Below are 12,894 nucleotides of genomic sequence, written 5' to 3'. Positions count from 1 at the left end.
ATTCCAAAACCGCTGCGTATTTTTGGGCGATATGCATTAGACGCATTCGCCCGCGGCAAAACCAGAAGCCCAGGCCCATTGGAAATTATAGCCGCCGAGCCAGCCGGTGACGTCGACGCACTCGCCGATGAAATAAAGGCCGGGCACGGCTTTTGCCTCCATGCTGCGTGAATCGAGCGCTGCCGTGTCGATACCGCCGAGCGTCACCTCGGCGGTGCGATAACCTTCCGAGCCGGACGGTTTGACGGCCCAGTTCTGGGCGCCGGCGGCAAGGCGCAGCAGCGCCTTGTCAGGCAGGTCGGCCATGTTGCCGGAGATCTTTTCTCGCTCTACGAGAAATTGTGCCAGCCGCTTCGGCAGGAGGTCGCCGAGGGCTGTCTGCGGCGACTGGCGGCCATTGAGTTGCTTTGCCGCCTTCAGATGCGCCGCAATGTCGATATCCGGTTCGATCGCAACCACGATCTCGTCGCCTTCGCGCCAGTGCGAGGAGATCTGCAGGATCGCGGGTCCGCTCAGCCCGCGATGGGTGAACAGCAGCGCTTCGCGGAAGGCGGTCCTGCCGTGACGGATTTCGGCCGGGGCGGCAATGCCGGCAAGCGGCGCGATGCTCTCCAGCAGGCCAGGATCGAGCGTCAACGGCACGAGGCCGGGGCGGGTTTCGAGCACGGCCAGCCCGAACTGCTCGGCGAGGCGATAGGCAAAGCCGGTGGCGCCCATCTTCGGGATCGACTTGCCGCCGGTGGCGACGATCAGCGACGTTGCTTCACAATGGCCTTCGCTCGTCGATACCCGGAAGCCGGCTTCGGTCTTTTCAACGCCTGATATCTCGGTGCCAAGATGCAGTACTACGCCGGCCATGCGCATCTCAGCCAGCAGCATGCGGATGATGTCTTTGGCAGTATCGTCGCAGAAAAGCTGGCCCAACGTCTTCTCGTGCCAGGCAATGCCATGGCGGTCGACCATGGCGATGAAATCGGCGGGCGTGAAACGGGCGAGCGCCGACTTGCAGAAATGCGGGTTGGCGGAGAGGAAATTCTTTGGTCCGGCATGGATATTGGTGAAATTGCAGCGGCCGCCGCCTGAAATGCGGATCTTCTCACCAGGCGCCCTGGCATGGTCGAGGACCACGACCGAGCGGCCGCGTTTTCCCGCGCGGATGGCCGCCATCATGCCCGCCGCCCCGGCGCCGATGACGATGACGTCGCTTTTGCGCTGCAAACCCGTTTCCCCGATCAAAATCACGTCTTCTTTTTCCATCGGAGGTCGAAAGTCAACGTTCTCAACCCCTCGCCAATTGGCAAAGTCTGGTTATGATGGCGCCACGATCAACGCAAACCGGTGTGTCATGTCCCCAAAAAAGACGACGCTGAAGCCTGCCAGAAACGTACCCGCCTCGAAGAAAACTCCCCCGGAGCCCGGATCCCTGCGCGGCGTTGCGAACTGGAAGGAAGCAGCGCGGTGGCTGAGGGACAGGGGCATCGAAGACATCGAATGCATCACGCCGGACCTCGCCGGCGTTGCGCGCGGCAAAATGATGCCGAGCTCGAAATTCACCTCCAACACCTCGCTAGCACTGCCTTCAGCGATCTACCGGCACACAATTTCGGGCGAATATCCAGACGAGACGGAGAGCTTCCGATACGAGCCGCGCGACAGCGACCTGAAGCTGATGCCCGACCTTTCGACGCTTTCGGTCGTGCCCTGGGAAACCGACCCGACGGCGCAGGTGATCTGCGACATCGTCGATTCGGATGGCGGCGAAGTGCCTTATACGCCGCGCAACGTGCTGAAACGGATCATGAACCTCTATCACGAGCGCGGCTGGAAACCGATCGTGGCGCCCGAGATCGAATTCTATCTGGTCGCCAAGAACGACGATCCCGACTATCCGCTACACCCGCCCAAAGGCCGGTCCGGCCGCTCGATCCTCGGCGGCCAGGGCTATTCGATCGCCGGCATCAACGAGTTCGACGAGTTGATCGACGACGTCTACCACTTTTCGGAGAAGCAGGGGCTGGAGATCGATACGCTGATCCATGAAGAGGGACCGGCGCAGATGGAGATCAACCTGCGCCACGGCAATCCGATCGAGCTTGCCGATCAGGTGTTCCTGTTCAAGCGGACGATCCGCGAGGCGGCGCTGAAACACGACATCTACGCGACTTTCATGGCCAAGCCGATGCAGGGCCAGCCGGGTTCGGCGATGCATATCCATCAGTCGGTGGTCGATATCGAGACCGGCAAGAACATCTTCTCCAATCCCGACGGATCGGCTTCGAAGGAATTTTTCCATTTCATCGGCGGCATGCAGAAATTCGTGCCAAGCGCGATGGCGATGCTTGCACCCTACGTGAATTCCTACCGACGCCTGCAGCCCGATATGTCCTGCCCGGTCAACAATGCCTGGGGCTACGACAATCGGACGACGGCGTTCCGCGTGCCGGTTTCCGATCCGCAGGCGCGTCGCGTGGAAAACCGGCTGCCGAGCTCGGACGCCAACCCCTATCTCGCACTCGCCGCTTCGCTCGCCTCCGGCCTGCTCGGAATCATGAACGAGATCGAGCCGACGGCGCCGACGGAGGATTCGGCCAATGAGGGCTCGATCGACCTGCCGCGCGGCCTGCTGGAAGCCGTGGCGCTGCTCGAGGACGAACCGGCCTTCGAGGAGATGTTCGGCAAGCAGTTCATCGGCCTTTATGCCGGCGTCAAGCGCGGCGAGTTCGAAACCTTCATGCAGGTGATCAGCCCTTGGGAGCGGGAATTCCTTCTGCTCAACGTGTGAGGGACCATCATGGCATCGCAGGAGACATGGCAGAGCCCGATCGCGCCCGGGCTGTCCTGGTATCAGGCAACCGTCGGCGAGCGGCCCACCTATGCCGCTCTCGACGGCTCGAAAACATGCGACGTCGCCATCGTCGGCGGCGGCTATACCGGCCTGCAGGCCGCCTATAATCTTGCCAAGTCAGGCGTTTCAGTGGTGCTGATCGAGGCCTGCCGCTTCGGCGACGGGGCGTCCGGGCGCAATGGCGGTCAACTCGGCACCGGCCAGCGATGGTGGCCGGAAGAACTCGAGGAGAAGATCGGCTACGAACGCTCGAAGGCGCTGTTCGACCTTGCCGAGGCGGCCAAACGCCATCTCATCGATTTCGCCCGCGAGCATCAGATCGAGATCGACTATGTGCCCGGCCAGCTCAATGTCGCACACAAGGCGAGCTACAAGCGCGACTACTATGAAAATGCCGAAATCGCCGCCTTACGCTACGGCTATCCGCATCTCAGCTTCATGGACGAGGAGGAAACGCAGCAAAGGCTCGGTTCGAAGCGTTTCCACTGCGGCGTGCGCGATGTCGGCACCGGCCACATTCATCCACTGAAGCTGCTGGTGGGGCTGGCGCGGGTTGCTGCCAATGCCGGCGCTGAAATCTTCGAAATGACCAGAGCAACGGCGATCCGCCAGGGCGGCGGCAAGGTGACGATCGAAACCGAAAGGGGAACGATCACCGCTGAGCGCGCGCTGATCGCCTGCAACGGCTATATCGGCAATCTGGAGCCGGTAACGGCAAGCCATGTCATGCCGATCCGCTCCTTCATCGGCGCCACCGCGCCGCTTGACGGGCATCCCGATGTGCTGCCCGGGGGCGAGGCCGTGGCCGATTCGCGTTTCGTCGTGCGCTACTTCCGCAAATTCGGCGACGGCCGTCTGCTCTTCGGCGGACGCGAGGCCTATACGTCGGACAATCCGCGGGACATTTCGCAACACATCCGCCGGCAGATCGCCGAGGTCTATCCTGATCTGAAGGACATCGAGATCACCCATGCCTGGGGCGGCAGCGTCGGCATCACCCTGCCGCGCCAGCCTTTCGTGCGCGAGGTCATGCCCGGCGTCATCTCGATCGGCGGTTATTCCGGCCATGGCGTCATGCTGTCAAAGTACTGTGGCAAGCTCTATGCGGAAACGGTGCTTGGAAAATCGCGCGATCTCGACCTCTTCACGTCGCTCGATATCCCCGCCTTTCCCGGCGGAGCCCGCATGCGCGCACCGCTGCTTTTCCTCGCCTTGTCGTGGTTTGCGCTTCGCGACAAGTTTTAGTCCGATTGCGGATTTCCTCTTCCGGAAATTCGCTCTAAAACCGGTGCCTGACAGATTCATTGCACTGCACACTGGCTTTTTTAAATCGATTAGATTAAAAGAGCCGCCAACCAGCCTGATTGAGAGACAAGCTCATGAGCAGCCAAATCATTCCCGTTGAGCCTTTTGATTATGTCGTCTTCGGCGGCAGCGGCGACCTTGCCGAACGCAAGCTTCTGCCCGCTCTTTATCATCGCCAGATCGAAGGCCAGTTTACGGAACCGACCCGCGTGATCGGCGCCTCTCGCAGCCCGCTGACCCATGAGGAATATCGCAAATTCGCCAGGGACGCGCTGAAGGAGCACCTGAAGAAGGGGGAATATGACGAGGCTGAGGTGGAGAAGTTCTGTGCCCGCCTCTACTACGTCTCGGTCGATGCCCGCACGGATGCCGGCTGGGATCAGCTGAAGAAACTGCTGGACGAGGGCAAAGAGCGTGTGCGCTCCTTCTATCTGGCGGTCGCGCCCGGCATTTTCGGCGACATTTCGCAGAAGATCCACGACCATAAGCTGATCACCAAGTCGACCCGCATCGTCGTCGAGAAGCCGATTGGCCGCGACCTCGCCTCGGCGCTGCAGCTCAATGACACGATCGGCCGCGCCTTCAAGGAAGAGCAGATCTTCCGGATCGACCATTATCTCGGCAAGGAGACGGTGCAGAACCTGATGGCGCTACGCTTCGCCAACGCGCTCTACGAGCCGCTCTGGAACGCCAACTACATCGACCACGTGCAGATCACCGTGGCTGAATCGGTCGGGCTTGAGGGCCGCGCCGGCTATTACGACACGGCAGGCGCACTGCGCGATATGGTGCAGAACCACATTCTGCAGCTGCTTTGTCTGACGGCGATGGAAGTACCCTCGTCGATGGATTCGGAAGCCGTTCGCGACGAGAAGCTGAAGGTGCTGCGCGCGCTGAAGCCGCTCAATGCCTCCAACGTCGAGCAGGCGACGGTGCGCGGCCAGTATCGCGCCGGCGCATCTGGCACCGGCCCGGTCAAGGGCTACCTCGAAGAGCTCGAAGGCGGCGTCTCGAACACCGAGACCTTCGTTGCCATCAAGGCCGAGATCAACAACTGGCGCTGGGCTGGCGTTCCCTTCTATATAAGAACCGGCAAGCGCCTGACCGGGCGCATGTCCGAGATCGTCATCACCTTCAAGCCGATCCCGCACGCGATCTTCGACCAGGCGGCAGGGCGCATCGTCGCCAACCAGCTGATCATCCGCCTGCAGCCGGATGAGGGCGTGAAGCAGTCGCTGATGATCAAGGATCCGGGTCCGGGCGGCATGCGCCTGCGCAATGTCTCGCTCGACATGAGCTTCGCCCAGGCCTTCAACGTCCGCAATCCCGACGCCTACGAGCGCCTGCTGATGGACGTGATCCGCTCCAACCAGACATTGTTCATGCGCCGCGACGAAGTCGAAGCCGCATGGAGATGGGTCGATCCGATCCTCAAGGGTTGGGAAACGACCGGCCAGCAGGTGCAGGGCTATACGGCCGGCACCTGGGGCCCGAGCCAGGCCATCGCGCTGATCGAGCGCGACGGCCGCACCTGGCATGACGAGATCTAGGACGCAACCGATGGCATCGACCCTGCATTCCTTCGCCAGCGCCGCAGACCTCGCCAGCAGTCTCGCCGACAAGGTCGCCGATACGCTTGCAGCGGCGATATCAGCCCGCGGAACGGCGTCCATCGCCGTTTCCGGCGGCTCCACACCGAAGGCCTTTTTCCAGGCGCTTTCGACACGCGACATCGCCTGGGAAAAAGTGACGATCACGCTTGTCGACGAACGCTTCGTGCCGGCCGACAATCCGCGCTCGAACCATCTGCTGGTCGACGCCAACCTTCTTCAAAACAAGGCAAAGGCGGCGCGCTTCGTGCCGCTTTACCAGCCGGCACCATCCGTCGAGGAAGCTGCAAGACTTGCGACGGCAAAAAGCGCCGAGATCGGCATCCCCTTCGACATCGTCATCCTCGGCATGGGTGGCGACGGACACACCGCCTCGTTCTTTCCTGGCGGCAGCAATCTTGCCAAGGCGCTCGATGCATCGACGCAGCGCGGCATCATCACCATGGAAGCGGAAGGAGCCGGCGAGCCGCGCCTGACCTTCACCTTCTCCAGTCTTGAGGATGCCGCACTCCTGGTTCTCCATATCGAGGGCGAAGGCAAAAAAGACGTTCTCGCCAAGGCGGAAGGCAGCGGTGACGAGGCAGAAATGCCGATCCGCGCCATTCTGCGCCGGGCCACTTCCCCGGTCGAGATCTACTGGGCTCCCTGATCCGCCGTCATCCGGATTGAGATTCAGGCCAGAGCCGCCGAAACAGATAGAGACAACGAACAAGGCAGGGATTTTCCATGTCCGCTCACGCACGCATTTCTGCAATCACCGATCGTATCGTCGAACGCTCGAAGCCAAGCCGCGAGCGCTACCTGGAACGCCTGCGCGCCGCCGCCTCGCAGGGCGTGCAGCGCTCCGTGCTTGGCTGCGCCAATCTTGCCCATGGCTTCGCGGTCTGTTCCCCCGCCGACAAGGATGCGCTCGCCGGCGACCGCATTCCCAATCTCGGCATCATCACCGCCTATAACGACATGCTCTCGGCCCACCAGCCGTTCGAGACCTATCCGGCGATCATCCGTGAGGCCGCCGCCCAGGCTGGCGGCGTGGCGCAGGTGGCCGGCGGGGTGCCGGCGATGTGCGACGGCGTCACCCAAGGACAGCCGGGCATGGAGCTCTCGCTGTTCTCGCGCGACCTGATCGCCATGTCGGCGGGCGTCGGCCTGTCGCACAATATGTTCGATGCCGCCCTCTTCCTCGGCGTCTGTGACAAGATCGTGCCGGGCCTGGTGATTGCAGCCCTGTCCTTCGGGCACCTGCCGTCGATTTTCGTTCCGGCCGGTCCGATGACGACAGGCCTGCCGAACGACGAGAAGTCGCGCGTGCGCCAGCTCTTCGCCGAGGGCAAGGTCGGACGCGCCGAACTGCTGGAGGCGGAATCGAAATCCTATCACGGTCCCGGCACCTGCACCTTCTACGGCACTGCCAATTCCAACCAGATGCTGATGGAGATCATGGGCTTCCACATGCCTGGCTCGTCCTTCATCAATCCCGGCACACCGCTGCGCGAAGCGCTGACGCGCGAAGCCGCCAAGCGGGCGCTGGCGATCACCGCGCTCGGCAATGAATTCACGCCGGCGGGCGAGATGATTGACGAGCGCTCGGTCGTCAACGGCGTCGTCGGCCTGCATGCGACCGGCGGCTCGACCAACCACACGCTGCACCTTGTCGCCATGGCACGGGCGGCCGGCATCCACCTCACCTGGCAGGACATTGCCGAGCTTTCGGAAATAGTCCCGCTGCTTGCCCGGGTCTATCCGAACGGACTTGCCGACGTGAACCATTTCCAGGCGGCCGGCGGCATGGGCTTCCTCATCAAGGAACTCTTGAAGCACGGACTGGTGCATGACGACGTGCGCACCGTCTTCGGCCAGGGCCTCCAAGCCTATACGGTCGATGCTCGTCTCGGCGGAAACGGCGCCGTCCTACGCGAGCCGTCGCCGGAAAAAAGCGTCGATCCTAAAGTGCTCTCCAGCATCGAGACACCGTTCCAGGCCAATGGCGGGCTGAAGATGCTGCGCGGCAATCTCGGCAAGGCGGTCATCAAGATATCGGCCGTCAAGCCGGAGCGTCACATCATCGAGGCGCCGGCGATCATCTTCCACAGCCAGCAGGAGCTGCAGGACGCTTTCAAGGAAGGCAAGCTCAACCGCGATTTTATCGCCGTCGTGCGCTTCCAGGGCCCGAAGGCGAACGGCATGCCGGAACTGCACAAGCTGACGCCGCCGCTTGGCGTGCTGCAGGACCGCGGCTTCCGCGTGGCGCTCCTCACCGACGGACGCATGTCCGGCGCATCCGGCAAGGTGCCGGCAGCGATCCACGTCACGCCGGAAGCGGTTGACGGCGGTCCGATCGCCCGCATCCGCGAGGGCGACATCATTCGCCTGGACGCGGTCAAGGGCACGCTCGAGCTGCTCGTCGATGCAGCTGACATGGCCGAGCGCGAGCCGGTGACTGTCGATCTCTCCGACAATGAATTCGGTATGGGCCGCGAACTCTTCGCCCCTTTCCGCCGCGCCGTTGGACCTTCGGACCAGGGTGCGAGCGTGCTCTTCCACCACTGAGCGGGTGGCTTCTGGCAAACAAAAACCCGCGGGGAGCTTGAAGCCCCCGCGGGTTCTTGTTTTCAATCCACCGATGGTGCCGCTCCTGGCGGACGCGCGGCTTCAGGCTCGAATATCGAGAACGTAGTCGCGGTGCGCCGGATGGGTGCTGTAGACGAAGATTTTGTTCAGCTCCTTCTGCGTCAGCAGGCGCAGGAAGCGGACGTCGATCGTATTGTTGGCGTTGACCTTCATCAGCAGGCAGCCGACCTTGGTGATGCGGGCATCCGGAATATCCAGATAAAACTGCTTCGGCAGGCTGAACTGGGTCAGGATCGCGAGCGTCGCGCTGCTCATCGAAATACGGACAATGTCGCAGCGGCGCGAAGCCGCGTGCATGACGCCCTTTTCCGTATATTCGATGCGCGCGGCGTTCATGGTGTCCTCCATCTTGAACCGCGCCTCGCGGTCATACATGAAGGATTCTTCCTTGCTCAGGAAATGAGATTTTGGCTGTGACGGATTGGAAGCGGCCACGTGCTTATCCCCCTCATAAATTGACGAGGAAAAGGTAGCAGCCGATCTTTAACAGAAAGTGAGAATTCGGCCCTTCCCGCACAATTCTTGCGACCATCACCCCAAAAATGGCCGCCTCACTTCCGGTAGGTATGGCCGGTTGCGTCAAACAGATGCAACTTCTGCCTGTCGGCGGCAAACCGCATCCTCTGTCCCTTCTTCACATCATAGATGCCGGGCAGCTTGACGACGATCGGCTCGCCCGGGACCAGGCCCTCGATATAAAGCAACGTCACTTCGCCGAGCGCTTCGACGATCGACACTTCACCTTCGAAAAGGTAGTCGGCGCCATCGGCAACCCGGAGATCCTCCGGACGGACGCCGAAGCTTGCCTGCTTGCCGGTTTCCGACGCGTCGGTCGCCACATCGAGGGTCACCGACATGCCGCCGGTCAGCGTCACCGTCGTCTGGCTTCCGGTTCCGGCGACCGTCGCCGGAATGATGTTCATGGCCGGCGAGCCGATGAATTTCGCGACGAAGAGGTTTGCCGGGCGCTCGTAGAGGTCCAGCGGCGCGCCGACCTGCTCGATATTGCCGGCGGAGAGAACGACGATACGGTCGGCAAGCGTCATCGCCTCGACCTGATCGTGGGTGACGTAGATCATCGTCGTATCGGCCATCTGTTCGTTCAGGCGGGCAATCTCGATGCGGGTCGCGACGCGTAGCGCGGCATCGAGGTTGGACAGTGGCTCGTCGAACAGAAAGACCTTCGGATCGCGGCAGATGGCGCGGCCGATCGCCACGCGCTGGCGCTGGCCGCCGGAAAGCGCCTTCGGCAGGCGATCGAGATAGTTGGTCAACTGCAGGCTCTCGGCCGCCGCACGGACGCGGCGGTCGATCTCCTGGCGGCTTTCGCCGGCGATCTTCATGCCGAAAGCCATGTTATCGAACACGGTCATATGCGGGTAGAGCGCATAGGATTGGAAGACCATGGCGATGCCGCGCTTGGAGGGCGGCACGTCATTGACGAGATGGCCGTCGATATACATCTCGCCGCCGGTGATCGCCTCGAGACCGGCGATCATGCGCAGAAGCGTTGACTTGCCACAGCCGGATGGACCGACGAAGACGATGAATTCGCCCTGCTTGATATCGAGGTCGATGCCATGGAGAACGTCCACGGAACCGTAGGATTTGCGGATATCCTTCAGCGTCAGTCCAGTCATTTCTCTCTCCCCTTAGGCGAGACGGGCGAAATACGCCCCCCAGGCCGGAATGTCGATCTTGTCGCCATAGTTGTTGCTGGTAAAGCCATGCCCCGTCAATGCCTGCCATTCTCCCGCCGGCAAGGCGACGCCGGCCTCGGCCGGGCTCATGTTGAAAATGCAGAGCAGCTTCTCGTTGCCGTATTCACGGGTAAAGACCAGGCTATCTCCCTGCGGCTCTTCGAATTCGATCTCGCCCATGGCAAAAGCGGGGTGCAGCTTGCGGAAGGCGATGAAGCGGCGATAGTGCTCCAACACCGAGGCCTCGTCGCCCTGCTGGACGCTGGCGGCGCGCAGGATATGCTCGACCGGCACCGGCAGCCACGGTTTGACCGTGGAAAAGCCGCCCTGGGCGACCTGGCTGTCCCAGACCATCGGCGTGCGGCAGCCGTCGCGGCCCTTGAATTCCGGCCAGAACTGAATGCCATAGGGATCCTGCAGATCCTGATAGGCGAGATCGGCCTCGGTCAGCGCCAGCTCCTCACCCTGATAGAGGCAGACCGAGCCGCGTAGCGTCATCAACAACGAGGCATAGAGCTTGGCGAAGGCATCGTGATCGGCGACCAGCCCGCCCCAGCGGCTGACATGGCGCATGACGTCGTGATTGGAGAAGGCCCAGCAGGCCCAGCCATCGGGTGCGGCAGCTTCGAAATCCTGCATCACCTCTTCGACGCGCTCCGCCGTCAGCGGATCGGGCGACAGGAACTCGAAGGCGTAGCACATGTGCATCTTGTCGTTGCCGGAGGTGTATTCGCCGACGATTTCAAGGCCGCGCTGGCTGTCGCCGACTTCGCCGACGGCGGCGATCGCCGGGAATTCTTCGAGAACGGCGCGGAAGCGCTTCAGGAAGGCAAGGTTCTCCGGCCGGTTCTTGTCGTAGATATGCTCCTGGAAATTATAGGGATTGACCGCCGGCGCCGTCGAGGCGTTGCGGCGCTCAGGCGCAAGCGCCGGATTGTCGCGCAATTGCGTATCGTGGAAATAGAAGTTGATGGTGTCGAGGCGAAAGCCGTCGACGCCGCGGTTGAGCCAGAAGCGGACGACATCGAGCAGACGGTCCTGCACCTCAGGATTATGCAGGTTCATGTCCGGCTGTGATGTCAGGAAGTTGTGCAAGTAATATTGCATGCGCGTCGGATCCCACGCCCATGCCGAGCCGCCGAAGATCGACAGCCAGTTGTTCGGCGGCGTGCCATCCGGCTTGGCGTCGGCCCAGACATACCAGTCAGCCTTGGCGTTGGACTTGCTCGAGCGGCTTTGTACGAACCAGGGATGCTGATCCGAGCTGTGGGAGATGACGAGGTCGATCATCACTCGGATGCCGAGACGATGGGCCTCTGATATCATCGTGTCGAAATCCACCAGCGTGCCGAAGATCGAATCGACATTCTCGTAGTCGGAAACGTCATAACCGAAATCGCGCATCGGCGAGGTGAAGAAGGGCGAGATCCAGATGGCATCGACGCCAAGGCTTGCCACATGCGGCAGGCGGGCGGTGATGCCCTTCAGGTCGCCAATGCCGTCGCCGTTCGAATCCTGGTAGGAGCGCGGGTAGATCTGATAGATCACCGCGCCACGCCACCAGTCCTTGTCGGGGGTCGAAATCGATAGGGGAGCCACGTTCATGGAATATCCTGTTTGAAGTCACGTTCGGAAATGGTCAGCCCCCTTTAACCGAGCCCGCCAGCAGGCCACGCACCAGATAACGCTGCAGCCCAAAGAAGACGAGCAGCGGCACGATGATGGTGACGAAGGCCGACGCCGTCAAAATCTCCCAATTGCCGCCGCGTGAGCCAAGCAACGCGTTGAGGCTGCCGGTCAGCACGAGGTGGTCCTTGTCGGTGCCGAGAAAGACCATGGCGACGAGCAGGTCGTTCCACACCCACAGGAACTGGAAGATGGCGAAGGAGGCGAGTGCCGGAAAGGACAGAGGCAATACGATGCGGACGAAGATCTCGAAGTCGCTGGCGCCGTCGACGCGGGCGGATTCGATGATCTCCTTCGGCAGGCCGGCGATATAGGCCCGCAGGAGGTAGATGGCGAGCGGCATGCCGAAGGCGGTATGGGCCATCCAGATGCCGGGATAGGTCTTGGACGGCTGGCCGAGCAGGTTGCCGATCTCGTTGTAGAGGCGAAGCAGCGGGATCAGCGACATCTGCAGCGGCACGACGATGAGGCCGACGACGAGGGCAATCAGCAGCCCGCGGCCGGGAAACTCCATCCAGCTGAGCGCATAGGCTGCGAACGCGGCGATCAGGATCGGAATGATCGTCGCTGGAATCGTCACAGTCAGGGAGTTGATGAAGGACTGACCGATGCCCTCGCCGGTCAGAACCGTTTTATAGTTCTGCAGCGTGAATTCCGGCGGTGCGGAGACGGACGCATAGATGCGCCGCGGGCGTTCGTCGGGCGAGAAGGCGACGTTCTTCATATAGCGATAACTGCCGTCGCTGTTGATCTGCAGGCTTTCGCCATCGCCGAGATCGGCCGTCATGCCGGCGTCGAAAGCGGCCGGCTGCTGCACCCGGTTGCCGAAGGCCTTCACCGAGCGGCCGGTCTGTCCCTCCAGCACGTTGCCTGTGATGACGTAATTGGCGCCTTCCTGCCGTTGCTGGTCCGGCGTGCCCAAGCGCACGGCGACGGTCTGCGTCGAGCCGACGAAGGCCGTCCACCAGCCGGAGACGACGATCTGGTCCTTGTCGCGCAGCGCGCTGACAAAGATTCCGAGCGTCGGGATCAGCCAGACGATGACGATGAGCAGAACGGCGGCATGAACAAAGAGACGGGCGGGGCCGATCTTGAAATAGCTTCCAACAGCGGTCAT

10 protein-coding genes are annotated in these 12,894 nt (G+C 62.0%); 5 read left to right on the top strand and 5 right to left on the bottom strand.

Going from position 1 to position 12,894, the window contains the following annotated elements; all coding sequences use genetic code 11:
- Nucleotides 1–36: 36 nt before the first annotated feature.
- Entirely contained in the window at nt 37–1,257 is a 1,221-nt protein-coding gene (locus N2A41_RS01905) for an NAD(P)/FAD-dependent oxidoreductase (RefSeq protein WP_260110100.1), read from the bottom strand.
- Nucleotides 1,258–1,345: 88 nt separating this feature from the next.
- Between N2A41_RS01905 and N2A41_RS01900 the strand changes: the two genes are divergently transcribed.
- The 5 genes from N2A41_RS01900 (at nt 1,346) to edd (ending at nt 8,310) form a co-directional block, all read left to right on the top strand.
- On the top strand, nt 1,346–2,782 hold the full coding sequence (locus N2A41_RS01900) for a glutamine synthetase family protein (RefSeq protein WP_260110099.1): 1,437 nt from the start codon (nt 1,346–1,348) through the stop codon (nt 2,780–2,782).
- Between the two features lie 9 nt (nt 2,783–2,791).
- Complete coding sequence (locus tag N2A41_RS01895) at nt 2,792–4,090, top strand: NAD(P)/FAD-dependent oxidoreductase (RefSeq protein WP_260110098.1); 1,299 nt, start codon at nt 2,792–2,794, stop codon at nt 4,088–4,090.
- A 134-nt stretch (nt 4,091–4,224) separates the two neighbouring features.
- Nucleotides 4,225–5,700 carry a glucose-6-phosphate dehydrogenase gene (zwf, locus tag N2A41_RS01890; RefSeq protein WP_260110097.1) on the top strand — a complete coding sequence of 492 codons (1,476 nt, stop codon included), beginning with the start codon at nt 4,225–4,227 and terminating at the stop codon, nt 5,698–5,700.
- Nucleotides 5,701–5,710: 10 nt separating this feature from the next.
- Entirely contained in the window at nt 5,711–6,409 is a 699-nt protein-coding gene (gene pgl, locus N2A41_RS01885; protein WP_260110096.1) for a 6-phosphogluconolactonase, read from the top strand.
- A 77-nt stretch (nt 6,410–6,486) separates the two neighbouring features.
- Nucleotides 6,487–8,310 carry a phosphogluconate dehydratase gene (gene edd / locus N2A41_RS01880; protein ID WP_260110095.1) on the top strand — a complete coding sequence of 608 codons (1,824 nt, stop codon included), beginning with the start codon at nt 6,487–6,489 and terminating at the stop codon, nt 8,308–8,310.
- A gap of 102 nt (nt 8,311–8,412) precedes the next feature.
- Here the strand turns inward: edd and N2A41_RS01875 are convergent, their stop codons facing one another.
- The 4 genes from N2A41_RS01875 to N2A41_RS01860 all read right to left on the bottom strand — a co-directional run bounded on the left by N2A41_RS01875 (nt 8,413) and on the right by N2A41_RS01860 (nt 12,894).
- The gene (locus tag N2A41_RS01875) at nt 8,413–8,766 is read right to left on the bottom strand and encodes a hypothetical protein (RefSeq protein ID WP_018445791.1); all 354 of its coding nucleotides are present in this window, start codon (nt 8,764–8,766) and stop codon (nt 8,413–8,415) included.
- Nucleotides 8,767–8,942: 176 nt separating this feature from the next.
- Entirely contained in the window at nt 8,943–10,031 is a 1,089-nt protein-coding gene (locus N2A41_RS01870; RefSeq protein ID WP_018486417.1) for an ABC transporter ATP-binding protein, read from the bottom strand.
- Between the two features lie 12 nt (nt 10,032–10,043).
- Nucleotides 10,044–11,696, bottom strand: a complete 1,653-nt coding sequence (bglA, locus tag N2A41_RS01865; RefSeq protein WP_260110094.1) for a beta-galactosidase BglA — start codon at nt 11,694–11,696, stop codon at nt 10,044–10,046.
- A gap of 34 nt (nt 11,697–11,730) precedes the next feature.
- Nucleotides 11,731–12,894, bottom strand: a complete 1,164-nt coding sequence (locus N2A41_RS01860) for a carbohydrate ABC transporter permease (RefSeq protein WP_017967065.1) — start codon at nt 12,892–12,894, stop codon at nt 11,731–11,733.

Origin of the sequence: Rhizobium sp. SRDI969 (assembly GCF_025152725.1) — a bacterium.
GTDB classification, from domain to species: domain Bacteria; phylum Pseudomonadota; class Alphaproteobacteria; order Rhizobiales; family Rhizobiaceae; genus Rhizobium; species Rhizobium leguminosarum_I.
Note: the sequence above shows the minus strand (reverse complement) of the source record. Positions and strands in the feature narration are given on the sequence as shown.

Coding starts and splice junctions, on each gene's coding strand:
- N2A41_RS01895 (WP_260110098.1), top strand. CDS start 2,792: ATGGCATCGCAGGAGACATGGCAGAGCCCGATCGCGCCCGGGCTGTCC.
- edd (WP_260110095.1), top strand. CDS start 6,487: ATGTCCGCTCACGCACGCATTTCTGCAATCACCGATCGTATCGTCGAA.
- zwf (WP_260110097.1), top strand. CDS start 4,225: ATGAGCAGCCAAATCATTCCCGTTGAGCCTTTTGATTATGTCGTCTTC.
- N2A41_RS01870 (WP_018486417.1), bottom strand. CDS start 10,031: ATGACTGGACTGACGCTGAAGGATATCCGCAAATCCTACGGTTCCGTG.
- N2A41_RS01900 (WP_260110099.1), top strand. CDS start 1,346: ATGTCCCCAAAAAAGACGACGCTGAAGCCTGCCAGAAACGTACCCGCC.
- pgl (WP_260110096.1), top strand. CDS start 5,711: ATGGCATCGACCCTGCATTCCTTCGCCAGCGCCGCAGACCTCGCCAGC.
- N2A41_RS01905 (WP_260110100.1), bottom strand. CDS start 1,257: ATGGAAAAAGAAGACGTGATTTTGATCGGGGAAACGGGTTTGCAGCGC.
- bglA (WP_260110094.1), bottom strand. CDS start 11,696: ATGAACGTGGCTCCCCTATCGATTTCGACCCCCGACAAGGACTGGTGG.
- N2A41_RS01875 (WP_018445791.1), bottom strand. CDS start 8,766: ATGTATGACCGCGAGGCGCGGTTCAAGATGGAGGACACCATGAACGCC.
- N2A41_RS01860 (WP_017967065.1), bottom strand. CDS start 12,894: ATGACCGCTGTTGGAAGCTATTTCAAGATCGGCCCCGCCCGTCTCTTT.